Genomic DNA, 26767 nt, shown 5'->3' on the forward strand with positions numbered 1-26767 from the left:
GCATTCTATTTTTTAATATATGTTCCGTACTTGGAACTTCTTTGTACTAGATGCGTCTATCTACTTGGAGAGTTTGCCTACGGCTGCTTCGAGCCTATTTAAAGCTTCTGCAAGATTTTCCTTGCTGGTTGCATAGGCGAAACGTAAGTATCCTTCACCGTATTCACCAAAGGATGAACCAGGAATACTAGCAATCTTAGCTTCTTCTAGTAAATAGTCGGCTGCCTCTTGACTACTCATGCCCAAGTCTTTAATGTTGGGGAAGGCATAAAAAGCACCTTTTGGCATCACGCAGGAGATACGAGGGATGTCATTCAAACCAGCAACAAAGAAATCTCGACGAGCTTTATAGGCCTTAATCATCTCTGCCGGTTTGCTCTGGTCTCCAGTTAATGCTTCAATACCAGCCATTTGACTGAAGGTCGCGGTACAGGAATTAGAGGAAACCACGAGAGGAGAGAGTAGTTCAACCATGCGTTTGGGCATGACACCGTATCCTAGACGCCAACCGGTCATGGCATACGTTTTGGAAAAACCATCGAGGACGATCGTTTTTTCAGCCATGCCATCAATTGAAGCGAGGGAGACAGGTTTTTCATCTACATAGACCATGCGGTCATAAATTTCATCAGACAATACCATTAGGTCTTTTCCATCGATGATTTCAGCTACTGCTTCTACGTCTTCTTTCGTTAGAAGCCCTCCTGTTGGGTTGTGTGGAGAGTTAAAAATAATCAGCTTGGTTTTGTCATTAACTAGATGTTTTAGATCTTCAGGGTTGAAGCGAAATTCAAACTCTTCTCTAAGTGGCAAGGCTACCGGTGTGCCGCCACAATATTTCACCAAAGGCTCATAGACTACGAAACCCGGAGAAGGCAGAATAACCTCATCTCCTGGCTTTACTAGGCTCAAAATTGTGTAGTACAGTATGGGCTTTGCTCCCGGGGTTACGATGATGTTGTCCGGGGTGCTTTTTAGATTCTTATAGCCATTGACGTAATCTGAGATGGTCTGGCGAAAGGCGGGAAGGCCCATCGCGGGAGAATAGTGGGTGTAACCTGAACGCATAGCTTTGACACCGGCCTCAACGATATTCGAAGGGGTGTCAAAATCTGGTTCACCTAATTCTAGATGGATAACCTTGTGCCCGGCCTCTTCATAAGCTTTGGCCTTGGCTTTAACCTCAAAGCCGGATACGATTTTCATATTGCGTAAATTGTCGTTTACCAAGTTTTCTATCATTCACTTGCTCCTTTTCTTACTCATGTGAAATTATATCAAATTATGGTAAGAAATGCATATGGTTTTTAACGGTAGATACGATATAATAGATGGAAAGTAGCAAAATATAGTTTGAATACTTAATAATTAGGAGAAGAATTATGGCAGAAAAGAAAAAAGGTGGGACAATCGAAGCGTTGAATGTGAAACATACATTTCAACTTGGAAAACTAGATGTTCCAGTTTTGCATGGGGTGAATTTTACCGTGCAACCAGGTGATTTCAGTGCGCTTTGTGGTGCTTCTGGATCAGGGAAGTCTACGCTACTAAATCTAATAGGTGGACTTACCAAACCAACAGAAGGGAAAATTCTCATAGATGGACAAGATATCACGCTCATGGATGAGAATCATCTATGTCTTTTTAGGCGGGAAAAAATAGGATTTATTTTTCAATCCTATAATTTAATGCCGTATCTTACAGCATTAGAAAATGTGGAGCTGTCTTTAATATTTGGTGAAGAACCAAAAAACCGCCGAAAAAAGCTAGCGGAAGAAATGCTTGCTAAGGTGGGACTAGCAGATCGAATGAATCACAAGCCGAATGAGCTGTCAGGCGGCCAGCAACAACGTGTATCTGTGGCAAGAGCACTAGTTACGAAACCGAAGGTCGTACTGGCGGATGAACCTACCGGAAACCTAGATAGACAGACTGGTTTGGAAATAATGGAATTGTTGAGGGGCTTGAACCGAGAAGAAGAAAGTTCCTTTCTTATCGTAACTCATGACCCTAAGGTTGCCGAAAATTGTGACCATACCATTTTCTTAGAAGATGGACTAGTCGTTGAGAAGTGGAGGGATCATCATGCGTATTAAAGATGGTGCGATGATTTCCATCAGGAACCTGAAGAAAAGAAAAGGCCGGACGATTCTGACGGCACTAGGTGTGGCCATCGGAACATCAGCCATTGTCAGCATGCTTGCTCTAGGCTTAGGGCTCCAAAAGAATGCGCAGGAATCTCTCGGTGATTTCGGGGATATGAGTGTACTGCAGGTTTATCCCAATTGGTCCAACGTAGAGCCGGGGGAATCTGCTAAAATTACAGACGAGCAGATGCGAGGTCTAGAAGCAATCCCCGGGGTGCAGGCAGTCATGCCTAGTGTAGACTTCTATGGTTCGATAGAGATTACGATGGGGCGGCAATATAATGATGCTAGAATTTCTGGCATCGACTTTAGTAAGGCAGAGGCCTTTGGATATGAAGTTTTGGAAGGAACCATGGCAGATGGCTCGCTTCGAGAAGTTGCAGTGTCGTATGGCTTCCCAGATAATTTTTATGAAAAAACGAAGAGTAGACCCAATAGGAATGATCAAACTGCGGAAGATTCCAAACAGGCATACATGGATAATGTGGAATACAACTATAACCTAGGCCGTCTTCCGGTTGCCGGCAAAAACTTGACTCTTTCACAGATCCAGTATTTAGCAGACGACAATATTAAGAAGAAAGAGTATAAAGTACATGTATCCGGCGTCTTCCAAGAGGGAGCCGGTGAATGGGGATCCATTATATATCTTCCGCTCGAATTGGTTAAGAGTATGAACGAATGGCAAACTGGTGAAGGCGGTGTCGGAAGAGGTAGGGAGCAAGAAACTGGATACGACAATGTACGAATCAAAGTTGTGAGCAATGAGCAAGTACAAGGAGTTGTGGACGAGATCCGGAAACAAGGTCTTGATACTTGGTCGCCAACAGATATGCTGGAAGAGATGAATCAGTTCTTCTTAATTATTCAGTTGATATTGGGTGGTATTGGCTCAGTCGCCTTACTGGTAGCGACTATTGGCATAGTCAATACGATGACCATGTCTATCTTGGAGCGTAATAAGGAAATCGGTGTCATGAAGGTATTGGGTGCAACCATTCCGAATATTAAGCTGATGTTTTTAATTGAGTCTGGTGTAATCGGCTTGCTTGGCGGATTGGTAGGTATCATAAGCAGTTATGGTATGGTAGCCGTTGTCAACATAATCGCAAAGAATATGGTCGGGGAAAATTTGAGCTCTGCGCTTGCTGTGATACCGCTATGGCTGACTTTAGCAGCCATGGGATTTTCCTTGGTTATTGGAATTGTTGCTGGACTTTATCCAGCAGGAAAAGCAGCGAAAATTAGCCCTCTAGAAGCAATACGAAATGAGTAGGAGAAGGAAATGAGTGAACAAAAAAAGAAAACAAAATTTGGATGGAAGAAACCTTTCGCCTGGTTTAAGGGACTCAAAAAATCAAGAAAGATACTAGTACTGCTTTTGCTAGTCTTGATTGCATTTGGGTTTATGAGATGGCAGAAAAGCGATGAACAAGAAGTTCCAATGATAGATGAATTTCCCATGAGTTACCAAGAGGTGCCGGTTGAACGAGGCGAAGTGAAACGCACCATCTATGTAACAGGACACGCCACCGCTGATCAGGAGCAAATTGTCACGGGTGTACCCGATGAAAAGGTACTCCGGGTGAACTTCAAAGAAGGCGATTCGGTGAAGAAGGGTGATATAATCTACGAATTGGATGATACCGAAGCAAGAATGAACTATCAACTGCAATTGTTGCAGTATGAGAAAATGGTTTCAGAAAACGGTAGCCAAAACACCGGAAGCAATCAGATTGTGATAGGGGCATCGGGTGAGCTGAAAGAATTGAATATTGATAGAGGCACAGAGGTTACTCCGGATACGGTAGTAGCGTTAATAGAAAATAAAGATTATTTGGAAGTGAGGAACGCGTTAAGCATCAACGATTATGCCCTATTCAACGAAGGAGATGCTGTGCAGGTTTATTTTCCTCAGTTTATGAGCTTTTTAGAGGGAAAGATAAGCAAAATAGATAGTGCAGATACGCCCATAGGTGGCGGTGGTCGGGTTCGCTATGTGACCATTGTTTTCGAAAATCCAGGTGGCTTGGATGACGGGCAAAAGGCCATAATCCAGACGGAAAAAGATGGTAGGACCATTGTCGCTATGGGAAGTGGCTTAACCCGTTTTGTTGAAGCGATTGAAGTCAAAGCTGGTGTGCGGGGAACAATCTCTTCGGTGAAGGTTTCTGTGGGAGATATCGTTAGTCCGCAGACGGTATTGGCGGAAGTGGACGCTTCCTCCGCTAAGATCGGAGCCTTGGAGCAGAAGATGGAACTGCAAAAGGCTAAACTGGCTCTTGGCGAAGCGAAAGACTTGCTAGACCAGTATGTGGTAAGGGCAGAGTTTGACGGAACCTTGATTGAGTTGAATGCAACACAGGGTGAAACACTTTCTGCTGTAGAGGACGCGGCAGTTATTGCCAGCGTGGGTCAGCTTAAGATGAAAGTGGTTATCGACGAATACGACATAGGGCAAGTATACGTAGGGCAAAAAGCAGATGTTTATTTTACCGCGTTTGGCAATGAAGCCTTTAGCGGGGAAGTTAGCAAGGTTGGACAAAGGGGAGAAGTAGAAAATGGAAGTGTCAACTTCCGAGCTGAAATCCAGATTGAGGGCAATGACCGCATTAAGCCTGGAATGAGTGGGGATGCAGATATCTTTGTTGAGAAGAAAGAGGATGTGCTTCGCGTCCCCAGAGAAGCCATTACCATTATGGATGAGGGACTAGGCATTGTACAGCAGTTGAATGCAGAAGGTGAACCAGAACCACTGGAAGTGACGACTGGCGCCGAGGGGGATACTTATGTAGAAATCCTTTCAGGCCTTTCTGAGGGAGATCTGGTAGTCTTATTGAATGGCAATGGAGGACAAAACTTTGCCAGTATGAATATGATGTATTAGAATAAGGGGTGTTGCGAAAGCAACACCTTTTCAATACGCAAAGATTTGACATATAAGGAGAAAAAAATGGATATCGCTACTCAGATTGCCCAGGAACTTAATATTCGTCATAAACAAGTGGAGGCCAGCATTGCCTTACTCGATGAAGGCAACACGGTTCCTTTTATTGCACGATACCGGAAAGAAATGACAGGAACGCTAGATGACGAAATCTTAAGACGCCTTGAAGAAAGACTGACTTATTTGCGAAATCTAGAAAAGAGAAAGACAGAGGTCCTCCATCTTCTTCAGGAGAACGACATCCAAGAGGAAGGACTATTTGAGAAAATTAGTAAGGCGACAACCTTAGTAGAGGTTGAGGACTACTACCGTCCACATCGGCCTAAGAGAAAGACGAGAGCATCAGAAGCCAAACGACGAGGTTTGGAGGCTTTGGCAGATCTTATGTTGGTAACCCTTGAAGGGGATAAAAAAACCTTGGTAGAAAATTTCGTAAATCCTGAAAAGGAAGTGGAAACCTATGAAGATGCGGTTCAAGGTGCGATGGACATTTTGGCAGAGCGTTTTACGGATGACCCAGAGATTCGCAAAAAAGCTAGAAAAATGATTATGACTCAAGGCACGATTTATTCAAACAATAAGGTGCCGGAGGAAGAACGTACTCCCTATGAGATGTATTATACGTATGCCGAGAAGATTGCTAAGGTTGCCCCACATCGCATGCTCGCCTTGAATAGAGGAGAAAAGGAAAATGTTTTACAGGTGGGCTTTGAATTCCCAGATCTCCAGATTATGGAAAGCATCCTGAAAAAGAACCTAAAGCAGAAGGTATTGTTTTTGCGAGAAGTTAAAGAAAGTATTTTAGATGGCTATAAGCGATTGCTGGTTCCCTCCTTGCAGAGAGAAATTCGCAATATGTTGAGTGCGACAGCGGAAGAACATGCTATTGGGGTCTTTGCTGCAAATGCCCGCAAACTGCTTTTACAATCACCTATTAAAGATAGTAGTGTGGTTGGCTTTGATCCAGCCTTTCGGACTGGATGCAAACTTGCCTGTGTAGATGCTACAGGCAAGGTGCTAGATACAGGGGTCATCTATCCAACTGAACCGAACAATAAGATAGAATCAAGTCGCAAAAAACTGGCCTCTATGCTAGAAAAGCATCAGGCTAAGACCATATCTTTGGGCAATGGAACGGCTTGCCGTGAAAGTGAGACCTTCCTGATGGAAATGATACAGGATATGGATTTGGATGTCCTTTACACCATCACCAATGAAGCAGGCGCCTCGGTCTATTCTGCTAGCAAACTGGGTCAGCAAGAGTTTCCTGATTTAGATGTCACCTTGAGAAGTGCCGTATCCATAGCGAGAAGAATTATCGACCCCTTGGCGGAATTGGTTAAGATAGACCCCAAAGCCATAGGTGTAGGTCAGTATCAGCATGATGTGGACCAGAAGCGTTTGGCGGTTTCTTTAGATGGAGTAGTTGAAGACTGTGTAAACTTGGTTGGGGTGAACCTAAATACTGCTAGTGTGCCCTTACTCTTACGGGTAAGTGGTTTGTCCAAAAAAACAGCAGAAAATATTGTAGCCTACCGGGAAGAAAAAGGCCTGTTTTCCAACAGGAAAGAGGTTCTTAAGGTAAAAGGTGTAGGCCCCAAGGCCTACGAGCAGGCGGCTGGTTTCTTGCGCATTCCTGATGGAGAAAATCCATTAGATAATACGGCAGTCCATCCTGAGTCCTATGAGGCTACGAAAGCTTTATTAGACCAAAACGAGATTGAACTGGGAGATGAACAAGCATTGAAAGCCCTAGATATTGAGGCACAAGCGGAGGCGCTAGATATTGGGGTTCCAACCTTGAAGGATATTGTACAAGAACTCCTAAAACCGGGACGGGATCCTCGTGAGGAATTGCCGAAACCTGTATTTAAATCAGGCGTAATTGATTTAAAGGACTTGAAACCAGGAATGGAATTAGAGGGTGTAATTCGAAATGTTGTGGATTTTGGTGCCTTCGTAGATATTGGCGTGCACCAAGATGGCTTGGTCCACATTTCGGAATTGTCCGATCACTTTGTTCGGAATGCACTAGAACATGTTAGTGTAGGTGACCAAGTAAAAGTACGAGTATTGAGCATAGATATAGCTAGAGAACGGGTATCGCTATCGATGAAAGGAATGAAATAGATGAAGCTGACGGACCTTTCCACCATTAGAATGTTGCAAAAAAAGTATGGGTTTTATACTAAAAAAAAATTCGGCCAGAATTTCCTTTTAAATGAACAGGTGGTAGAACAGGTCATTCAAGGCGCTAATATTGGGTTAGACGATGTAGTTGTGGAAATTGGACCTGGTATGGGGACCATGACTAACAGCTTGGGCGAAGCAGCCAAAGCTGTTTTAGCGGTTGAAATAGACGAAAAACTAAAACCCTTGTTGGCGGAAACTGTTCCGATGGAAAATGTGGAACTGCTTTTCCAGGATGTGATGAAAATAGATTTGGATCAGGAAGTGATGGAACGTTTTGGGGCAAAACAGTATAAAGTGGTTGCCAATTTGCCGTATTATATTACGACGCCCATCATAATGAAACTTCTTGAAAAACAAAAAAATATCAGTTCCATCACGGTCATGACTCAAAAAGAAGTAGCGGAGCGAATGCAGGCTAATCCCGGGGGGAAGGAGTATGGAGCTCTGTCGGTAGCTGTGCGTTATTATGCTTCTGCCGAGGTGTTGACAACAGTTGGACCGCAATCCTTCTACCCCGCACCCAAAGTTGATTCAGCTGTTATTGGCCTTACGATTAGAAATAAGCCTCCCGTTGAAGTGCTAGATGAAGTAATGTTTTTTAGTGTGCTAAAGGGTGCTTTCCAACAGCGGCGCAAGACGCTACTCAACGCCTTGTCCCATAACCTAGGGTTTATCACGAAAGATGAACTGCGTGAGATGCTTGTGGAACTAGGGATTGAAGCGGGTAGAAGGGGTGAAACATTAGCCATCGAAGAATTTGCATCTCTAAGCAATCGACTGTATCAATTTAAAAATAGTGTTGACAATCAGTAATTGTTAAAGTAAAATATAGCTTTACATTTATTCGACCATATGTTATAATCATTATATTGTGGAAGAAAAGAGGTGTTCTTGTGGCCAACAAACGGGAAATATCCGATATCAGAGATAATCTCAAAGATAACATTGGCAGTGAGGTTGTCATTCGAGCCAATACTGGAAGAAAGAGAATTGTTGAAAAAAGTGGAATCATCGAGCAGACCTATCCCAACGTATTTGTAGTATTGTTGGATGCCAGCCGAGATGAAGCTGGAAGGCGCATGTCATTTAGCTATATTGATGTGTTGACCAAAACAGTTGAATTGGAAATAAGCGCAAGTTAAAGATGAGAGAGCTGTGTGCTCTCTTTTTTTTGGAGGAGTAGTATGAACCCGATAGCATTTAAACTGGGACCGATATCGGTACATTGGTATGGTATTTTGATTGGTATTGGCATCGCCCTGGCTCTGCTAGTAGTATTTAATTTGAGCAAAAAAACAAACTTAGATACAGATGAGGTAATCGATGCCTGTATCTATATGTTGCCGTTTGGATTTGTGGGTGCTAGGTTATATTATGTAATATTCAATCTAGGCTATTATATGAACAGACCAGACGAGATTATTAAGGTATGGCATGGTGGCTTGGCTATTCATGGTGGTGTAATCGCTGCCTTGATTTTTCTTTATTTTTACAGCAAAAGAAAGAAGATGGATCTGTTGCATTTGCTTGATACCTTAGCACCTGCCGTTATATTGGCACAAGCGATTGGTCGTTGGGGCAATTTTATTAACCAAGAAGCATATGGGGGCATTGTCAGCAAAGCCTATATTAGTCATTTCCCGAATTTCATTCAAGAAGGGATGTTGATTGGCGGCAACTACCACCATCCGACTTTTCTTTATGAATCCGTGTGGAACCTGGGTGTATTTGCTATTTTACTATACCTTAGTTTAAGGCAAACCAAACCCAAAGGAAGTATTTTAGCTGGCTATCTTATGCTCTATTCGATGGGACGCTTTTTTATCGAAGGACTGCGAACAGATTCCTTGATGTTTGGTCCGCTAAGGGTAGCTCAAGTAGTCAGTTTGCTAGGCGTTATCGTTGGCCTCGTCATCCTTTATGTTGCAAAAAGAAGAGACAAGGTGTCATGAAAAAATATTGAATAAAAAAATGTCATCGCATAGAGCGATGGCATTTTTTATTTATATGATCAATATTGCTGTAATTAGTCTTTGCTGTTGGGATGCAATTTTCTAAACAATAGGTAGCTGTAGACTGTTGGGACCAGGACGGCAATCATGAGCACGGTGAAGGAAAGAATATATACCGCAGTCTGTTGGATAAAGGCACCTGCTATGAATACTACCCCTCCGATGACCATGAAGGGAGCGGCGAGGCGATGGGTCTTTTTCCAGACTTCTTCGTCTGCCAGTGTCCATGGTGTCTTGATGCCTACAAAATAGTTATGCTTCACCTTACCTAAGTAATTCCCGATGATGATGAACATAATCCCCACTAGCAGATTGACGACCAAGCTGATATTAACCGGGACGCCTAATGAATAAAGGATAGTCGCACAGTAGAGCATGAACATAAATACAATAGTCACAAGCTTAATGGCTTGGTAGCTTCTGGCAAACTGAGGATAGTTGTGTTTTCTTGGATCTAGATTCGGTAGAAAATAAAATAACAAAAATACACCTAGTGTAATGAACGGAATGCCAAAAACGCCGAAGGCTCGGCTGCCATAATTATCTACTTCGCCGTTTATATTCCAATGGATTGGTATTTGCGCAGGCAAATGCCGATAGGCTAAAAGCCCGATTACAAACATCAGCCCAATGAAAGCAACTAGAATCGCATCACCTTTTTTAAAAGAAACTACTCTCTTTTTATTCATAATGTGTCTCTCCTTTGTCTCTGAAGGACATGAACCATCCGACTAGTGATTCAAATACACTAGTGTTCAAAGAATAGATGATTTGCTGTCCTTTTCGTTCATCCGACACCAAATCGGCCGTTTTTAGGATACTAAGATGCCTAGATATACTCGGTTGAGAAATTTCAAATTTAGAAGCAATTTCATTTACACTGAGATCGCCCTTTTTTAACATTTCTAGGATCTGCCTTCTGGTTGGGTCCGCCAGGGCTTTGAAACTGTCATTAAATACCATACGCCCTCCTTATATAGAGATATCTATATATATACATAATACACGAGGAGGAAGAAAAAAGAAAGAAAAAGCTTCGACAATCAAAGATGTTGTGAAAAAGATAACTTTCTTTAATAGGCTGTTTGGTTGCGTCACTGTAAAAGTAACTATATATTTAGGGTACAAATGAATATTTTGTGGATGAATAGTTGTGGGAGAGACATGGAATCATGCGCCGAAGAAGCAACCGATAGAGCGTGCACTCTGCGGGAAACTTTCAGGCAAAAGGACTGTAACTAGACACTGCCTCTGGAGAGGATTGCTACGGCAAGACACCAAAGGGGAAAGCCGATTGGTAATCTCTCAGGTAAAAAGGACAGGGGAAAAGGGCACATGCAAATTTGCTGTTTTCCCATGTCCTTCTTTTCACGTTTGGACAATTGGGAGATAAAAGGGGGAAAAGAAATGCCTGAAATCAAGAAAACACCATTAAATGCTGCGCACCGCAAGTTGGGTGCCAAGATGGTAGATTTCGGTGGCTGGGATATGCCAGTCCAGTATTCCGGAATCAAAGAAGAACACCACGCTGTACGCAACAAGGCGGGCTTGTTTGACGTAAGCCACATGGGCGAAATCCGTGTCAAAGGTAAAGATGCTCTAAGCTTCATTCAACGATTGATTACGAGCGACGTATCGGACTCCATCATAGGACAGGCACGTTACGGAGTGCTATGTTACCCACATGGTGGTATCGTGGATGACCTGCTAGTTTATCATGTGGGCGATGACGAGTATTTGTTAATCGTCAACGCAGGCAATATTGAGAAAGATTGGGCTTGGATTAACGAACAAAAGCAGGATGAAGAGTTGGTGTTAACCAATGAATCAGATGAGTTTGGACAGATCGCGATTCAAGGACCGATGGCTATTGGCATTCTGCAGACTCTTACGGAAACTGAATTGGAGCCCATCCCTTACTATTCCTTCGTAAATGGAAAAGTCAGTGGAATTGACTGCATCATCTCAAGAACTGGTTACACTGGTGAAGATGGATTTGAAGTTTATTGTGCTGCTAAAGATACAGAATTCCTGTGGGATGAGATGCTAAAAGCAGGCGGAGAAGATATCATGCCTTGCGGTTTGGGTGCGAGAGATACACTTCGTTTTGAAGCGAAGATGCCCTTGTATGGTCATGAGATGACGGAAGATATCAATCCATTGGAAACTGGACTGGGACGCTTCATATCATTAGATAAGGGTGATTTTATCGGAAGAGACCCCATCGCTAAGATGAAGGAAGCCGGTAGACCTAGAAAAATTGTAGGCTTCGAGATGGTTGGTCGCGGTGTACCTAGAGCCCACTATATTATCGAGAAGGATGGCGAGGAAGTAGGAAGTGTAACTACTGGTACCTATGCTCCAACCTTTGAAAAAAGTTTGGGCCTAGCCATTGTGGAAACGAAAAAAGTCGCCGTGGATGACGAAATTGATGTAATCATCCGCAACAAGAAGGTGAAAGCCAAAGTAGTGAAAACGCCGTTCTATAAACGCAGCAAATAAATTGGAGGTGAAATAATGAATTACTTACCAGCTACTGAAGAAGACAAAAAGAAAATGCTTGAGCGGATAGGTCTTGATAGCGTAGATGACCTATTCAAGGATATACCGGATAATGTAAAACTAAACCGTCCCTTGAACTTACCGGAGGGTATGTCCGAGTATGAGCTTAAAAAGAAAATAAAGAGCATGAGTAGTCAGAACCAAAACATGGACCAGGTAATTAGTTTCCTGGGTGGTGGTGCGTATGACCACTACATGCCAGCCTTGGTGGACCATCTCTTGTCCCGCTCTGAGTGGTATACAGCCTATACTCCTTACCAACCAGAGATTAGCCAAGGTACCTTGCAAAGTATTTTTGAATTCCAAACTATGGTTTGTGAGCTTTTCAGCATGGATGTGTCCAATGCATCTGTTTATGACGGTGCGAATGCATTATGTGAAGCCATGATTATGGCTTGTGATCGCAAAAAAGAAATCATCCTTTCCGAAGCGATTCACCCTGAGTATATTGAAACGGTTGAGACCTATGCGAATGGCTTGGGTATTGAAGTTAAGAAGGCTGGTCTTGCCGGCACGATTACTTCTATGGATGAACTGAAAGCTAGCATCAACGATAAGACTGGTGCGGTCGCAGTTCAGTACCCCAACTTTTTCGGTAATATTGAGGACCTAAAAGCTGTTGCTGATTTAGCACATGAGCACAAGGCCATGTTTATCGTTGTGGTAGGAGATATTGTCTCCATGGGAATGTTGGAAGCACCAGGAAATCTGGGTGCAGATATCGTGGTTGGCGAAGGAATGAGCCTTGCCGGTCCCATTAACTTCAGTGGCCCATCGATTGGTCTAATTGCAACCACCAAGAAAAATGTAAGAAAACTACCTGGCCGAATCGTTGGCCTTACAGAAGATAAAGATGGAAAAAGAGCGTTTGTGTTAACCTTGCAAGCCAGAGAGCAGCATATAAGACGGGAAAAAGCATCGTCTAATATTTGCTCCAACCAAGCGTTACATGCTCTAGCTACGAATATTACACTCAGTGCCTTGGGAACCAAGGGCTTGAAAGAGATGGCTCTTAAAAGTATGCGCAATGCAAGCTATGCGATGAAGAGATTTACAGCCATTGAAGGTGTAGAACTGGTTAACAAGGGTCATTTCTTTAATGAATTTGCCTTGAAATTACCGGTCCCAGCTAAACTATTGAATAAGCGTTTGCTGAAAAAAGGAATTTTTGGATGTGTCGACTTGAGCCGTTTCTACCCAGAACGGGTAAACGAGGGCTTGTTCTTCCTTTCCGAATTCAGAACCAAAGAAGAAATCGATTTGGCCGCTCAATACATGGAGGTGATCTTCAATGAACAGCTGTTTAAGTAAAAGAGAAAAACTGATATTTGAAAAAAGCACACCAGGACACAAAGCCTACTTTTTACCGAAAGGTACTACACCCAAGGTTGAAGTAGAGGAGATGATTCCGGCAGAAATGATTCGTAAAGCTGATGCGAGACTGCCTCAAGTAAGCGAAGTTGACGTTGCTAGACACTTTACTAGATTGTCTAACTTGAACTTTGGTGTGGATACGGGTTTCTATCCTTTGGGCTCCTGTACTATGAAGTATAATCCCAAGATTAATGAAGCAATGGCTAGAATGCCGGGCTTCATCTGGTTGCATCCTTATCAAGATCCTTCAACCGTGCAGGGCGCAATGCAGCTGATGTACGAACTGGATGTATCTTTAGCAGAAATTTTGGGTATGGACAAGATGACTTTACAGCCTGCTGCAGGAGCTCATGGCGAACTGACTGGTATTAAAGTTATTAAGGCCTACCACGATAAAAGAGGCGATTTTAAGCGAACCAACGTAATTATACCGGATTCAGCGCATGGCACGAATCCAGCGACCACCAAAATGGCTGGACTAAACGTTATTGAAATTAAATCAAACTCCAATGGCGAAGTGGATGTGGAAGCGTTAAGAGCAGTAGTCGGTGATGATACGGCAGCCTTGATGCTTACCAACCCCAACACCTTGGGATTGTTTGAAAGCCAAATTAAGGAAATTGCTGAAATTGTACATGATGCCGGCGGTTTACTCTACTACGATGGTGCCAATGCCAATGCCATCATGGGTATATCTCGTCCTGGCGATATGGGCTTTGATGTAGTTCACACAAATCTGCACAAGACCTTCAGTACACCACACGGTGGTGGTGGCCCTGGCGCAGGTCCTGTAGGCGTGAAGGCCTTCTTGGCTCCATTCCTGCCGAAACCGACAGTGGAATACAATGATATTGAAGACGAGTACTATTTCGATTACGATCGTCCAGATTCCATTGGCCGTATGAAAGCCTACTATGGTAACTTTGCTGTATTGGTGAGAGCATATTGCTATATTCGGGCTCTCGGTGCAGCTGGTATCAAAGAAGCTGCCGAAATGGCAGTTCTGAATGCCAATTACTTAAAGGCATTGATATCTGAACATTATGAAATTGCGCAGGATCGTCTCTGTAAACACGAGTTCGTAGCGACATCGAAACGCCAGCATGAATACGGTGTACATACCACAGACATTGCTAAGCGGATGCTAGACTATGGCTACCATCCACCTACAATCTATTTCCCCTTGATTGTGGATGAGGCTATGATGTTTGAACCAACTGAGACAGAATCGAAGGAAACCTTGGATGAATTTGCAGATGTAATGGCCAAGATTGCCAAAGAGTGCATTGAGGAAACGGATAAAGTTAAGAATGCTCCGAGTTGCACTGTAATTGGTAGACCGGATGAAGTGAAGGCTGCAAAAGACCAAATTCTTCGCTGGACCGAATTCAAATTATAAAAAGAAAAAGTAAGCGAAGCAGAGATATCTCTGCTTCGCTATTTTTATGATAAAATAAGCTCAGTAAGCGAAAGGAAACAGTCATGAAAAAGATTTTGGTAGTAGACGATGAGCCGAATATCGTCGAACTGATAACGTACAATCTAAAGAAAGAAGGATACCAGGTCACGAGTGCACCGGATGGTAGTGCAGCTTGGGAACTTCTTGAAAAGAACTATTTTGATATGGTTTTGTTGGATATTATGCTGCCAGGCATTGATGGCTTGTCGCTTTGCCGAAAGATTCGGGAGAAAAGTAATATTCCCGTCATGATGATTAGTGCAAAAATCGAGGAGTTTGATAAGGTGTTAGCCCTCGAACTAGGAGCAGATGACTACATGACCAAGCCCTTTTCAGTGCGAGAGCTAGTGGCTCGGGTAAAAGCAGTATTACGCCGCACCGTGGAAAGCAAAGAAAGCCAGGAGGGGGACATCATACAGTTCAAGGAATTAACCTTACTTCCCCTGGAGCATACGTTTTTGCTGGGAGAAAAAGAAATTGTTTTGACACTTACTGAATATCAAATTATTGAGCTATTGCTAAAAAATCCCGGCAAGGTTATGAGCAGGGATATCTTGACAGAATATATTTGGGGCACTGACTTTTTTGGTGATACTCGAACCATTGATGTGCACATACGACATCTAAGAGAGAAAATTGAGTTAGATCCCAGTAATCCTGAATATATTGTGACCATTCGTGGTGTTGGATATAAGCTACAGGAGAAATAGATGAAAAAAATAAGTCATAAACTGTTAGCCAGTTATCTAGGCATCATCGTAGTTACTTTTTTGGTGTTTGCCCTGATGTTTACCAGCTATTATCGCTCTTATAATGTGGAGGTTATCCATAAAGAGCTAGAAGACCAAAGCCTATCTATCATGCAGACACTAGAGGTACTACTAGCAGATGAAGAAGCAAGTCTGGATGACGCTCGTATTGAAGAATATATGAAAGCACTTAGCGATACGGTTGGCTATCGGGTAACGGTTATCGATCCCCAGGGACAAGTATTTATTGAGACGAATCGCAACAAGGATACCATGGAAAACCACATAGACCGCCAAGAATTTATTGATGCGGCTGAAAATGGGCTTGGTATGGAAGTTCGATCTTCTGTCTCCATGGGTCAAGAATATATCTATGTTGCTCGTCCAGTATATCGAGAGGGTGAACTAGTAGCCTTCGTCCGCTTGAGTGTAACCCTGAAAGGCGCGAAGGGCATGCCGGAACAATTGGCAATCTCTCTTCGACTGTCCATGCTGGTGGCTAGCCTAATCGCCTTGCTAACAGCAGGCTACTTGTCTAGGACCATTTCAAAGCCGATTCTGCAAATTGCTGAGGTGACCAAAAAGGTGCAACAAGGTGATTTTAATCTCAAGGTATATCCCCAAAGTAGAGATGAGATTGGCATGTTGGCTCAGGGTATAAATCAGATGACTTCAAGCTTGCAGGGAACAATGAATCGTTTGCACAGTGCGAGGATAGAATTGGAGAGCATTCTGAATAATTTGAGTAATGGTGTGGTAATGCTGGGTTGTAGTGGAGAGATTCGGGCTATAAACCAACCTGCCGGTCAAATCTTCCATGTGGTTCCTGAAAAAGTCTTGGGACAGAATCATCTCCAGGCATTGAAGAACCATACGATTGATAGGGGATTTTGTGAGCTTAAAAAGACCCATGAAGTGCAGCACTTGAATCTAGATTGGTTGGGTGAAGGCCGAAGGTATTATGAATTGGTGATGATACCGATTCTAAATGGGGACGAACTAGAGTCCGTGGTAGTCTCCATTTACGATATCACTGAGATCAAGCTAGCGGAAATAATTCGAACGGAATTCGTATCCAATGCTTCTCATGAATTGAAGACACCGCTTACGGCCATCAAGGGATTTACGGAGACATTATTAGATGGAGCCATGGACGATAAGGAAACCTTGAAACGCTTTTTGATTATCATTGATAAAGAAACTACTCGACTGGTTCGTCTGGCAGAAGACCTACTTAGTCTTGCAAGATTAGAGAAAAAGACGCTTAGAATCGAGAGACTTCCTTTTAATGTAAAAGAGACAGTCCAGAAACTAAAAGAGCAGTTCCAACCGATGATGATGGATAGAAACTTGAATCTTACGGTAGATATAGTGGAAAATTTACCTGAAATAGAAGCGGATGAAATATGGATTAATCAAGTAATGGTCAATCTGTTGGAAAATTCCATCAAGTATAGTGAGGATGGAACAAATATCAACATACAGATATCCTATGACCAAGAAAAAAATTCTGTTTGCATACGCGTAACAGACCAAGGGGTTGGTATTCCAGATGATGAAAAAGAAAGAGTATTTGAGAGATTCTATCGTGTTAATAAGAACCGATCCCGGGAAACTGGGGGGACTGGCTTAGGCCTATCTATTGTCAAGCATGTGGTAGAGGCGCACCAAGGGACACTAGGTATAGTCGACCATGAACCGCAAGGAACAACGGTATGGTTTTGCTTACCCATAAAGGAGGAACAGCATGAGAATTGAATTTGACAAGCAAAAAATATTGGTATGTGATGGAGCAATGGGTACCATGATTTATGAGTCTGGGGTTGAAATTAAAAGCTGCCCGGAGTTATTAAATGAAACCAACCCTGAGGTAATCCGAAATATCCATACAGCGTATATAGAAAGTGGAGCCAATATTATAGAGACCAATACCTTTGGGGGATCACCCCTGAAGCTTGGTGAATACGATTTGGCGGATAGAGCGTATGACCTGTGCAAATTAGGAGCTCAAATCGCTAGAGAGGCAGCAGGCAGTCAAGCCTTGGTCGCTGGATCAGTGGGGTCTACTGGAAAGCTAATTGCACCAATGGGAGAATACAGCTTTGATGAAGTACTAAAAGCGTTTCAGGTGCAGATGCAAGGCCTTGCGGATGGCGGTGTGGACCTGTATCTACTTGAAACCATGATGGAGATTACAGAACTGAAGGCAGCTTACTTAGCCGCAAGAGATGTAGCTCCCGATATTCCAGTAATTTGTCAGATGACATACACAGATTGCGGGGCTACAGTAATGGGAACGACACCTGAAATCGCAGCTTCGGTCATGGAAGGAATGGGTGCAGATTATATTGGTGTGAACTGCTCTACAGGACCTGCGGGACTCTTAGCTGTAGTCAAACGTATGGGTGCAGTGACCAATGTGCCGCTAACTGTCCAACCGAATGCGGGGTTACCTGAGATGGAAAATGATCATGTAGTATATAGGGAAACGCCAGAAACCATGGCCCTTTTTGTGCCAGAATTTGTAAAGGCTGGCGCCAAAATTGTGGGTGGCTGCTGTGGTACAACACCGAAGCATATCAAGGCGATTGCTATGGCTAGTGCGGAATGTGTTTATGCTGAACCAGTTGGAGAAAAGCCAGTTGCGTTATGCTCTAGAAGAGTACGCAAGGTATTGGGAGAGGAACAGATTAGGGCGGCCAGTCTCGAAGCTGGCGAAGAGACGAAGAGTTTGTGCCAAGCGGAAGACAGCCGGCGGTTAACCAAAATTCTGAGAAAACAAATCAAAAGCGGAGCCAACTGCTTATATATCGCTCTACCAGAATCATATCTAAGCGAAGAGCTGGCTACCCAACTGATGCTAGGTTTGAATGGTCCACTGAATTTGCCATTGGTGCTTTCTAGGGTTTGTGGAAAACATTTGGAAAGGTTACTCATGCTTGCTAGTGGGAACGCCTTGATTGGTGACGTTCGTATGGAGGATTTCGATGCCATGCTGACGATTGCCAAACGTTATGGGGCTGGACTAGGGCTTCGTCCCCGCAATGAGGAAGAACTTTCTTCCTGTGAAGCACTAATAGAAAGGGCTGTAAGCGAAGGCCTTGCCCGAGGGTTGCTGTTGATTGATATTGGTGACTTGCTTGAAATCGATGGAAGTAGTGCTTGGGCTGCAAAAGCAAGAAATCTAAGCCGATATATTATGCTTCATTTGGATTCTATGCCAGAGGATTTGGCAGCTTCTGAGATAGAATTGGTAATTGCCGATTTCCGGAAGGAAAGATTTCAGGGACTATAATATGAAGGAACTAAGGGAGTTGGCTTATGCCAAGATAAATCTAAGTATTGATGTGTTGGGGGTTCGTCCGGATGGATATCATGAGGTGGAGATGGTCATGCAATCTGTGGATCTTTGTGATGAACTTATCCTTTCTTTGCGAGACGATGAACAGATTCATCTCGATTGCGAAAAGGCGGTGACGAGTGACCCAGAAGATAACCTGGTATTGCAGACAGCTAGATTGCTAAAAAAAAGATATTCAGTCAAAAAGGGTGCAGACCTTACTTTGCTAAAACGGATTCCAGTTCAAGCTGGACTGGGTGGGGGCAGCTCAGATGCAGCGGCTACGTTAAGAGGGCTGAACCACCTATGGAAGTTAGAGCTTGTACCGGAGGAATTGGAACATTTGGCTGCTGAACTCGGGTCGGATATACCGTATTGTATACAAGGCGGTACGGCGTTTGCTTTTGGGCGAGGAGAAAAAGTGAGAAAAATTCCTTCCTTTGGCCGGTGGAACATGTTACTCATTAAACCATCCTTCGGCCTATCGACCCCAAAAGTATATCGCGAATTTGATAAACGAGAGCATAAGGTGCGATACGCTTCACGAGCTATTGAAAATGAATTAAGGGAAAGAAAGAGGATACGTTTTTCTAGGTTGAAGGATTTTCTTCATAATGATTTACAACAGATAAGCTGTGGGCTTAGTCCTGAAGTAGGTCAGTTGATTCTTAGCCTTGAAAATCGAGGAGCAGTCGCCTTGATGTGTGGTAGTGGCCCCACTGTCATGGGCATCTTTGAGGATGGGAAGGACAGAGAAAAAGCATGTAAAGATTACCTTGATGCAGGATATCGATGCTATTTAGTGCAAACAATATCATATTAAATTCATATTCTTGCAGGAATTACGCACCATCTGTCGAAAGAGTAGGTTGAGCAACCATTAATAACAACGTTGAGAAAGGGTGAAACAGTATGGTAAACGTAACAGACGTACGCGTTCGCAGAATCAACCAAGAAGGAAGAATGAAGGCGATTGTTTCAGTGACAGTTGATGATGCTTTTGTGATTCATGACGTAAAAGTAGTGGAAGGGCAGAATGGCCTATTCGTGGCGATGCCCAGCCGTAAGATGCCCGATGGCGACTACCGAGATATTGCCCACCCCATCAATTCGGAAGCTCGTTCGATTATTCAGCAGAATGTTCTAGAGGCCTATGACCGTGCCCTGGCAGAACTGGAGGCTGAAAAAGAAGAGGAAGAAGAAGTGGAAGTATTTGTTGAGGAAGAAGTGAATACGGAAGAAGCAGCGGTTGTGGAATAATTGAATTCAAGAGTCCTTCGGGACTCTTTTTTTTATTAAAAGGGAGTCCCATTTGTGATTGCGGATGATTGCTTTGCCTAACGAACGGGTCGGTAATAATGTGACGAGGAGAATTGTAGATTTTAATAACTGAATTTAGGTATTTTTTCAAGGTAGTATCTGTAGATATTAGTAGAATATGGTAGAATATGGCAGGAGAATTTGCGAAGTGAGGAGATATAGATGAAGATAAAAGCAGTTATTTTGGCAGCAGGCAAGGGTACACGTATGAAATCCGACGTTCCGAAGGTGTTACATAAAATTTTAGACCGAGAAATAATTCATTATGTTCTTGAGGCGGTGGCCGGTCAGACGGATGAAAAGCCAGTGGTGGTTATTGGTCATGGTGGTGAAGAGGTCAAAGAGGCTTTGGAAGACCGTGCAGAGACAGTTTGGCAAAGAGAGCAGCTGGGCACGGGACATGGTCTGATGATGGCCCGAGAAGCTATTGCAGGAAGTGATCAAGTTATCGTGATGTGTGGTGATACCCCGCTTATTCGTAAGGAGACCATTGCTTCTTTGGTATCAGAGCATAATCTACAGGGTAATAAGGCAACTGTGCTCAGTGTAATTATGGATAATCCATATGGTTATGGACGAATCGTTAAACAAGCGGGGCAGGTTGCTGGCATTGTAGAAGAAAAGGATGCCAGTGAAGAGGTCCGGACTATTCAGGAGATCAATTCTGGGATGTACTGCTTTCAGACGAAAGAACTGTTGAGTGTACTAGACCAACTTGAGCCTAAAAATGCCCAGGGAGAATACTACCTTACAGATGTATTATCCATACTGTATAAGCAAGGGGATAAAGTAGGAGCCTACCTGGCATCGGATGCATCAGAAATAGCTGGAATTAACGACAGAGTTCAGTTGGCCGAGGCAGCAGCACAAATGCAGATGCGTATCAATGAAGAGTGGATGAAAAAGGGTGTTACTATGGTAAATCCCTCTTGTGTATATATTGGAATTGATGTTATGCTATCTAAGGATGTAGAGATTTGGCCTGGTGTTATCTTAGAAGGTGATACCGTCGTGGGAGAAGCGACATATTTAGGGCCAAATTGCAGACTGAAAAATGCACATATAGGGGCACGTTGCCACCTTGATACTGCTATCGTTCTAGACAGTTCCATGAAGGATGATTGTACCATTGGGCCCTTTGCCTATATCCGACCGGGTTCAAGTCTTGCAAACCGGGTAAAAATTGGTGATTTTGTGGAAATCAAAAAAACCAGCGTGGATGAAGGCAGCAAACTTCCACACCATAGTTATATCGGAGACGCCATCATTGGCAAAGGTGTGAATATCGGTGCGGGAACCATCACCTGCAACTATGATGGGGTGAATAAGTATCAGACCAAGATAGAAGACGGCGTATTTGTTGGAAGTAATTCCAATCTGGTCGCGCCGGTTCATCTAGAGAAGCGGGCATATGTAGCTGCCGGCTCGACCATTACCGATGACGTTCCAGGTGAAACGTTAGCGGTTGCTAGAGGGAGACAGAAGAACCTGCCAGACTGGAGAAAGAAAAAGGGGATTTAGGGGGAGACATGTGCGAAACGAGTAACAAACAGAAGTTAATGATATTTACTGGTAATTCTAATCCGGAATTGGCCAAGGAAATAGCACAAGAATTGGGTGCTAGACTTGGAATCGCTGAGGTGAAAAAGTTCAGCGATGGGGAGATTTTCCTAAATATCGGAGAGAGCGTGCGCGGAGCTGATGTATATATCGTTCAACCAACATCAAGACCGGTTAACGACAACTTGATGGAACTATTGATTATGATTGATGCCATGCGTAGAGCTTCAGCCAGACGTATCACGGCTGTTATACCGTACTACGGCTATGCTAGGCAGGAAAGAAAATCCAAATCTAGAGATCCAATCTCTGCAAAGCTGGTAGCCAACCTTATTACGGCAGCGGGTGCAAGAAGAGTGTTGACAATGGATCTTCATGCGAAAGCCATTCAGGGATTTTTCGATATTCCTGTTGATCATTTGGTAGGAGCCCCCATCATTGCGGACTATATCTGTGACAGGGACTATGTTAATCCAGTAGTGGTCGCTCCAGATTTGGGCGGTGTGACTAGAGCTAGAGATTTGGCGTATCGTATTGGTACAGATATTGCGATTATTGATAAAAGACGACCCAAAGAGAATGTTGCAGAAATCATGAATGTGCTGGGAGAAATTGAAGGCAGAACCTGTATCATGTTAGATGATATGATTGATACGGCTGGTACCATTACCAAAGGTGCTGAAGCTTTGATGCAGCGGGGTGCTAAAGAAGTTATTGCTTGCTGTACCCACCCAATTCTTTCCGGACCGGCGTTTGAACGTTTGGAAAACTCTGTGATTTCTGAGGTTATCGTGACCAATACCATCCATATTGATGAGGAGAATCTGTTAGATAAGATGACAGTTCTTTCAGTGGCTCCCTTATTTGCGAAGGCCATTGACCGTATTGCAAGTGATGAATCGATTAGTGTATTGTTTACAGCGAAACCCAAACTGAAATCTGAAGATTAAAAAAAAGCCCCGGTTTCGACCGGGGCCTTGTTCACTTATGGAGTATAGAGATGAAGTTAATTGTAGGCCTGGGAAATCCAGGCAAAGAATATGAATCAACCCGACATAATATGGGATTTATGGCATTGGACTTGTTGGCTGAAAAGTTGGGTGCTTCTTTTGTAGAGAAAAAAAAGCATAACGCCATGGTGGCTAGTGCGCTAGTCGATGGAGAAAAACTACTTTTGGTCAAACCGCTGACGTTTATGAATGCCAGCGGCGAAGCAGTACGTTCCCTGCGTGATTATTACGATGTGGATGTGAAGGATCTGGTAGTCCTTGTGGATGATTTGACCTTGAATCCTGGGGTGCTTCGGATACGAGGCAAGGGAAGCTCGGGAGGCCAAAAAGGCATTGCGAGTGTAATTGAGCATTTGGGCACTCAAGATTTTGCTCGCATTAAGATGGGGATTGGGAAACCACAGTATGGTTCGGCAATACCACATGTCCTAGGTCACTTTTCCGATGAAGAATGGGATGCGGCGCAACAGGCCGTAAACCGTGCAGCTGAAGCAGTGCTCTACTTACTAAAAGAAGGCACTTACAAGGCGATGAATGAGTATAATGGATAACTATGAGCTTTTTAATTCGAGCAATCGAACAGCGTGATACGCTACAACAAATCGAAAGGGCGTTTTTAGACGGGGCAGGAAATGTTCAAGTCTTCGGATTGCCCACAAATATTTCCTATGAATATGCAGCGGCTATGGCGAAACGTCGTCCGCTTCTGATTCTCGTTTCGGATGAGCGGGAAGGCAGGGCTTTGGCACAACGACTTAGTGAACGCATAGAAGGAAGAGCCATCTTCTATCCAGCGGAAGACCTGCTGGTATATAGGACCTTGGCCCGCAGTAATGACGTTCAACGAGAGCGAATTCAAGCGAGGTTCATGCTTGCAGCTGGGGAAATAGATATATTGATTGCCACAGTGCAATCGTTATTGGAGCGGTCTGTGCCAAAAGACCGCTTTTTAAAGAGCGCTTTTACGCTGAAACTAGGCGAGATGGCAGAACCAGATGAGCTAATCGAGAGGTTGACCATGCTCGGATATGAACAGTGTGATTTGGTGGAATCGCCAGGTCAGTTTAGCCATAGAGGTGGACTGATCGACGTATTCTCGTTGGCCTATGAGCACCCGGTTCGAATTGAGTTTTTTGATGTGGAAGTGGAAGCACTTCGCATGTTTGATATTGAAAGCCAAAAATCGATTGAAAAGATGGACTCTTGTCGCTTGCTTCCGGCGAGAGACTTACTATTGGATTCGGAAACACGGGAAAAAGGCATAGAGGGTCTACGCTCAGCGCTAGAGGCTGTGCAGATTCTTTTTTCCGGTCCTGAATTCCAAGAGGCAAGAAAGCAGTTTAGAGAAGATACGTTAGAGGATATCGAACTACTGCAGCAGGATGCCCAAGGCGAAGGATTAGAGCGCTATACTTCTTACTTCTACGATTCTTTATCCGGTATTCTCGATTACTTTAATCAGGAACCGTTGCTATGGACAGAAAATCTAAATCGTATGTTGGCAAATTATACCGAGGAGTATGATCTCTACTTGGCAACCTATAAGGATGCGTATGAAAAAGGGAAGGTTTTGCCGGGATATCTGGATTTACGTCTAGAACCGGTGGTGTTTTCAGACATACTGGATTCGGTTTTTTCGATTCATTTTGCTCCTTTGCCGGTAGTGCAAGGACCCAATAAGGCCAAGCGCATCTTAGAACTAGATGGAAGAAATGCGAGTAGCTATTTAGGTAAGACGGCTCTTTTTTTGGCAGATCTTAAACAATGGGTTAAAAAAAATGCCATACTTCTATTCGTCGAAAATGAACGAAGGCGGAAGATGCTAATAGAAGAGATTCAGGAGATTGGCTTGCCGTATACCTTGGTTGACGATTCATTTGACCAAGAAGTCCAAAATAGACTCATATATATCATTGATGAACCATTAAATGCAGGCGCAGAACTAACAGAAGATAAACTGGTCCTGGTGGGTGAACGAGAAATATTTTCTAGCACCAGGGAGAAACGTAAAAAGAAAAAAAGTGCCAAGGCATCTATTCGGGCCTTCACCGAGGTCAATGTGGGCGACTATGTCGTGCATGATCAGCATGGTGTAGGGCAGTATTTGGGCATAACAACCATTGAAACCGATGGTCGTGAAAAAGATTATCTAGAGATTCAGTATGCCAAAGAGGATAAGCTCTTTCTTCCGGTTGAACAACTGGAGATTTTGGAAAAATATGTAGGTGCAGAAGGATACAAGCCTAGGATGTCCCGCTTGGGAACCAAGGATTGGGAGAACGTGAAAAAGAAAGTCCGTTTGGCGGTTAAGGAGATTGCCATCGACCTCTTGGCCTTGTATGCCAAAAGACAGATGAGTATTGGCTTTGCCTATGATGCTGATACGGCCTGGCAGAAGGAATTTGAGGATCGTTTTCCGTTCCGCGAGACGAACGACCAATTGAGAGCCATAAAAGACACCAAGGAAGACATGGAATCGATGCGACCAATGGACCGTATCATTATTGGCGACGTGGGGTATGGTAAGACAGAAGTAGCGCTCCGTGCTGCTTTTAAAGCGGTGAACAACTCGAAACAGGTTGCCTTGCTGGTTCCAACTACCGTCTTATCCAATCAACACTACAAAACCTTTGAGAAACGATTTGCAAATTGGCCTATCCGGATTGCTGTCCTGAATCGTTTTATCAGCAGTAAAGAGAAAAAGCAGATTCTCGCTAAGGTAAAAAGGGGCGAAATAGATATTTTAATCGGCACGCATAGATTGCTTTCAAAGGATGTAGAATTCTCAAATTTAGGATTGGTTATTGTGGATGAAGAACAAAAATTTGGGGTGGCTCATAAAGAACGTTTGAAAGATATGCGACAAGAAGTAGACTTTTTAACCCTTAGTGCAACGCCCATACCTAGGACGCTGCATATGTCCCTATCTGGTGCGCGTGATATGAGCATTATTGAAACACCACCTGATGAGCGGCATCCTGTACAGACCTATGTTTTAGAATACAGCGACCAGCTGGTGCAAAATGCCATCCGTAAAGAACTAGCACGGGGTGGCCAGGTTTATTTTATTCACAATAAAGTGGCGCAGTTACCAGCTTGGCAACAGCGCATAGAACGCTTGGTTCCAGAGGCGAGTCTTGTGATAGCACATGGACAGATGGACAAAAAAAAGCTAGAGCAAGCAATGATGACTTTTGTTGAGGGAGAAGCGGATGTGCTCTTGTGTACAACCATTGTGGAAAGTGGCATCGATATCGCGAACGTGAATACCTTGATCGTAAATGATGCAGACCATTTAGGATTATCCCAAATATATCAACTTAAAGGCAGAGTTGGAAGAAGTTCACGTGTAGCGCATGCGTACTTTATGTATCGCCGAAACAAGATTTTGAGTGAGGAAGCAGAAAAACGCCTTAAAGCGATTCGGGAGTTTACAGAGTTTGGCGCTGGCTTTAAAATAGCAATGCGGGACTTGGAAATCCGAGGAGCAGGTAATATCCTAGGGGCAGAACAACATGGCCATATGTTATCTGTTGGATTCGAAATGTATCGCCGGCTTTTAGAAGAAGAAGTTGCCAAGCTTCGTGGTCAGTCTCCGGAAGAGCATGAACCGGAAAACGAAGTTAAGGTTGAGCTTAATGTGAGTGCGCATATCAAGAAAGCCTACATTGGAAACCCTACATTCAAGATGGAATTGTATAGCCGCATCCTGAGGGCCCATGACGAAGCTCAGTTGACAGATATTAAGACGGAAATTGAGGACCGTTTTGGTCCTATGCCGATTGAAACGGAGCACCTAATTGATATTGCTAGAATCCGCTTAAAAGGCAAACGTATGGGTCTGGTTCGAATTACCAGCACAAACGAAATGATTGAGCTAGAGTTCGATGGGAATCCTTTTGATGCGGAGACATTGTTACGCCCTGGAGAAGCTTTTAAGAGAGATTTACTAATTCAACCTAGTGAAAACTTGCTATTGCGTTTAAGAAAGAAAGACCGAACAGATGAGCAAATGATAGAACATATTATAAAACTATTTATCTTGTTGGACGAGTAGTTAGAGAAAGCACTTGCACCTAGAAGGTAAAAACGGC

General features: G+C 43.6%; 22 protein-coding genes and 2 riboswitches. Of the genes, 19 read left to right on the forward strand and 3 right to left on the reverse strand.

Features of this window, described 5'->3' with window-relative positions; translation table 11 throughout:
* Positions 1-60: 60 nt before the first annotated feature.
* The gene (locus tag JR334_09680) at positions 61-1242 is read right to left on the reverse strand and encodes a pyridoxal phosphate-dependent aminotransferase (GenBank protein QRN85214.1); all 1182 of its coding nucleotides are present in this window, start codon (positions 1240-1242) and stop codon (positions 61-63) included.
* A 140-nt stretch (positions 1243-1382) separates the two neighbouring features.
* Here JR334_09680 and JR334_09685 point away from each other — a divergent pair, with 140 nt between their 5' ends.
* The 7 genes from JR334_09685 (at position 1383) to JR334_09715 (ending at position 9239) form a co-directional block, all read left to right on the forward strand.
* The gene (locus tag JR334_09685) at positions 1383-2096 is read left to right on the forward strand and encodes an ABC transporter ATP-binding protein (GenBank protein ID QRN85215.1); all 714 of its coding nucleotides are present in this window, start codon (positions 1383-1385) and stop codon (positions 2094-2096) included.
* On the forward strand, positions 2086-3423 hold the full coding sequence (locus JR334_09690; GenBank protein QRN85216.1) for an ABC transporter permease: 1338 nt from the start codon (positions 2086-2088) through the stop codon (positions 3421-3423). Before JR334_09685 ends, JR334_09690 begins: the two co-directional genes overlap by 11 nt.
* Positions 3424-3432: 9 nt before the next feature.
* The gene (locus JR334_09695) at positions 3433-5034 is read left to right on the forward strand and encodes an efflux RND transporter periplasmic adaptor subunit (GenBank protein ID QRN85217.1); all 1602 of its coding nucleotides are present in this window, start codon (positions 3433-3435) and stop codon (positions 5032-5034) included.
* A 66-nt stretch (positions 5035-5100) separates the two neighbouring features.
* On the forward strand, positions 5101-7224 hold the full coding sequence (locus JR334_09700; protein ID QRN85218.1) for an RNA-binding transcriptional accessory protein: 2124 nt from the start codon (positions 5101-5103) through the stop codon (positions 7222-7224).
* Between the two features lie 6 nt (positions 7225-7230).
* Positions 7231-8100, forward strand: a complete 870-nt coding sequence (gene rsmA / locus JR334_09705; protein ID QRN86910.1) for a 16S rRNA (adenine(1518)-N(6)/adenine(1519)-N(6))-dimethyltransferase RsmA — start codon at positions 7231-7233, stop codon at positions 8098-8100.
* A gap of 80 nt (positions 8101-8180) precedes the next feature.
* Positions 8181-8429 (forward strand): Veg family protein, encoded by a 249-nt coding sequence (locus tag JR334_09710; protein QRN85219.1) that lies wholly within the window; start codon positions 8181-8183, stop codon positions 8427-8429.
* A 42-nt stretch (positions 8430-8471) separates the two neighbouring features.
* Positions 8472-9239, forward strand: coding sequence for a prolipoprotein diacylglyceryl transferase (locus JR334_09715; GenBank protein QRN85220.1), 768 nt, complete (start codon positions 8472-8474; stop codon positions 9237-9239).
* A 74-nt stretch (positions 9240-9313) separates the two neighbouring features.
* On the opposite strand, the gene JR334_09720 is transcribed toward JR334_09715, so the two are convergent.
* Positions 9314-9988 carry an SdpI family protein gene (locus tag JR334_09720; GenBank protein ID QRN85221.1) on the reverse strand — a complete coding sequence of 225 codons (675 nt, stop codon included), beginning with the start codon at positions 9986-9988 and terminating at the stop codon, positions 9314-9316.
* Entirely contained in the window at positions 9981-10262 is a 282-nt protein-coding gene (locus JR334_09725) for a winged helix-turn-helix transcriptional regulator (protein QRN85222.1), read from the reverse strand. The genes JR334_09720 and JR334_09725 overlap by 8 nt, the downstream gene beginning before the upstream one ends.
* A 181-nt stretch (positions 10263-10443) precedes the next feature.
* Positions 10444-10544, forward strand: a riboswitch (glycine riboswitch).
* A riboswitch (glycine riboswitch) is annotated at positions 10545-10631 on the forward strand. It abuts the riboswitch before it with no gap.
* Between the two features lie 75 nt (positions 10632-10706).
* On the opposite strand from JR334_09725, the gene gcvT reads away from it, so the two are divergent.
* The 12 genes from gcvT to mfd all read left to right on the forward strand — a co-directional run bounded on the left by gcvT (position 10707) and on the right by mfd (position 26730).
* Positions 10707-11801 carry a glycine cleavage system aminomethyltransferase GcvT gene (gene gcvT, locus JR334_09730; protein QRN85223.1) on the forward strand — a complete coding sequence of 365 codons (1095 nt, stop codon included), beginning with the start codon at positions 10707-10709 and terminating at the stop codon, positions 11799-11801.
* Positions 11802-11816: 15 nt separating this feature from the next.
* The gene (gcvPA, locus tag JR334_09735) at positions 11817-13172 is read left to right on the forward strand and encodes an aminomethyl-transferring glycine dehydrogenase subunit GcvPA (GenBank protein ID QRN85224.1); all 1356 of its coding nucleotides are present in this window, start codon (positions 11817-11819) and stop codon (positions 13170-13172) included.
* Complete coding sequence (gene gcvPB, locus JR334_09740) at positions 13153-14634, forward strand: aminomethyl-transferring glycine dehydrogenase subunit GcvPB (GenBank protein ID QRN85225.1); 1482 nt, start codon at positions 13153-13155, stop codon at positions 14632-14634. Before gcvPA ends, gcvPB begins: the two co-directional genes overlap by 20 nt.
* A gap of 83 nt (positions 14635-14717) precedes the next feature.
* Positions 14718-15404, forward strand: coding sequence for a response regulator transcription factor (locus tag JR334_09745; protein QRN85226.1), 687 nt, complete (start codon positions 14718-14720; stop codon positions 15402-15404).
* On the forward strand, positions 15405-17201 hold the full coding sequence (locus tag JR334_09750; GenBank protein ID QRN85227.1) for a HAMP domain-containing protein: 1797 nt from the start codon (positions 15405-15407) through the stop codon (positions 17199-17201). It abuts the gene before it with no gap.
* Positions 17191-18738 carry a homocysteine S-methyltransferase family protein gene (locus JR334_09755; protein ID QRN85228.1) on the forward strand — a complete coding sequence of 516 codons (1548 nt, stop codon included), beginning with the start codon at positions 17191-17193 and terminating at the stop codon, positions 18736-18738. Before JR334_09750 ends, JR334_09755 begins: the two co-directional genes overlap by 11 nt.
* Before the next feature lies 1 nt (position 18739).
* A complete protein-coding gene (locus JR334_09760; protein QRN85229.1) occupies positions 18740-19606 on the forward strand; it encodes a 4-(cytidine 5'-diphospho)-2-C-methyl-D-erythritol kinase in 867 nt (288 codons plus the stop codon).
* Positions 19607-19695: 89 nt separating this feature from the next.
* A complete protein-coding gene (spoVG, locus tag JR334_09765) occupies positions 19696-20043 on the forward strand; it encodes a septation regulator SpoVG (GenBank protein QRN85230.1) in 348 nt (115 codons plus the stop codon).
* A 222-nt stretch (positions 20044-20265) separates the two neighbouring features.
* Entirely contained in the window at positions 20266-21624 is a 1359-nt protein-coding gene (gene glmU, locus JR334_09770; GenBank protein ID QRN85231.1) for a bifunctional UDP-N-acetylglucosamine diphosphorylase/glucosamine-1-phosphate N-acetyltransferase GlmU, read from the forward strand.
* Between the two features lie 8 nt (positions 21625-21632).
* Positions 21633-22613 carry a ribose-phosphate pyrophosphokinase gene (locus tag JR334_09775; GenBank protein ID QRN85232.1) on the forward strand — a complete coding sequence of 327 codons (981 nt, stop codon included), beginning with the start codon at positions 21633-21635 and terminating at the stop codon, positions 22611-22613.
* Between the two features lie 50 nt (positions 22614-22663).
* Complete coding sequence (locus JR334_09780) at positions 22664-23224, forward strand: aminoacyl-tRNA hydrolase (GenBank protein ID QRN85233.1); 561 nt, start codon at positions 22664-22666, stop codon at positions 23222-23224.
* Positions 23225-23226: 2 nt separating this feature from the next.
* Positions 23227-26730 (forward strand): transcription-repair coupling factor, encoded by a 3504-nt coding sequence (gene mfd / locus JR334_09785; GenBank protein QRN85234.1) that lies wholly within the window; start codon positions 23227-23229, stop codon positions 26728-26730.
* Positions 26731-26767 lie beyond the last annotated feature (37 nt).

Source organism: Clostridia bacterium, assembly GCA_016887505.1.
GTDB lineage: Bacteria > Bacillota > TC1 > TC1 > UBA5767 > UBA5767.

Bases quoted from the DNA above. Each gene is read 5' to 3' on its own strand.
- JR334_09680 (QRN85214.1), bottom strand. From the start codon at position 1,242: ATGATAGAAAACTTGGTAAACGACAATTTACGCAATATGAAAATCGTA.
- JR334_09685 (QRN85215.1), top strand. From the start codon at position 1,383: ATGGCAGAAAAGAAAAAAGGTGGGACAATCGAAGCGTTGAATGTGAAA.
- JR334_09690 (QRN85216.1), top strand. From the start codon at position 2,086: ATGCGTATTAAAGATGGTGCGATGATTTCCATCAGGAACCTGAAGAAA.
- JR334_09695 (QRN85217.1), top strand. From the start codon at position 3,433: ATGAGTGAACAAAAAAAGAAAACAAAATTTGGATGGAAGAAACCTTTC.
- JR334_09700 (QRN85218.1), top strand. From the start codon at position 5,101: ATGGATATCGCTACTCAGATTGCCCAGGAACTTAATATTCGTCATAAA.
- JR334_09715 (QRN85220.1), top strand. From the start codon at position 8,472: ATGAACCCGATAGCATTTAAACTGGGACCGATATCGGTACATTGGTAT.
- JR334_09720 (QRN85221.1), bottom strand. From the start codon at position 9,988: ATGAATAAAAAGAGAGTAGTTTCTTTTAAAAAAGGTGATGCGATTCTA.
- JR334_09725 (QRN85222.1), bottom strand. From the start codon at position 10,262: ATGGTATTTAATGACAGTTTCAAAGCCCTGGCGGACCCAACCAGAAGG.
- gcvT (QRN85223.1), top strand. From the start codon at position 10,707: ATGCCTGAAATCAAGAAAACACCATTAAATGCTGCGCACCGCAAGTTG.
- gcvPA (QRN85224.1), top strand. From the start codon at position 11,817: ATGAATTACTTACCAGCTACTGAAGAAGACAAAAAGAAAATGCTTGAG.
- gcvPB (QRN85225.1), top strand. From the start codon at position 13,153: ATGAACAGCTGTTTAAGTAAAAGAGAAAAACTGATATTTGAAAAAAGC.
- JR334_09745 (QRN85226.1), top strand. From the start codon at position 14,718: ATGAAAAAGATTTTGGTAGTAGACGATGAGCCGAATATCGTCGAACTG.
- JR334_09750 (QRN85227.1), top strand. From the start codon at position 15,405: ATGAAAAAAATAAGTCATAAACTGTTAGCCAGTTATCTAGGCATCATC.
- JR334_09755 (QRN85228.1), top strand. From the start codon at position 17,191: ATGAGAATTGAATTTGACAAGCAAAAAATATTGGTATGTGATGGAGCA.
- JR334_09760 (QRN85229.1), top strand. From the start codon at position 18,740: ATGAAGGAACTAAGGGAGTTGGCTTATGCCAAGATAAATCTAAGTATT.
- spoVG (QRN85230.1), top strand. From the start codon at position 19,696: ATGGTAAACGTAACAGACGTACGCGTTCGCAGAATCAACCAAGAAGGA.
- glmU (QRN85231.1), top strand. From the start codon at position 20,266: ATGAAGATAAAAGCAGTTATTTTGGCAGCAGGCAAGGGTACACGTATG.
- JR334_09775 (QRN85232.1), top strand. From the start codon at position 21,633: ATGTGCGAAACGAGTAACAAACAGAAGTTAATGATATTTACTGGTAAT.
- JR334_09780 (QRN85233.1), top strand. From the start codon at position 22,664: ATGAAGTTAATTGTAGGCCTGGGAAATCCAGGCAAAGAATATGAATCA.
- mfd (QRN85234.1), top strand. From the start codon at position 23,227: ATGAGCTTTTTAATTCGAGCAATCGAACAGCGTGATACGCTACAACAA.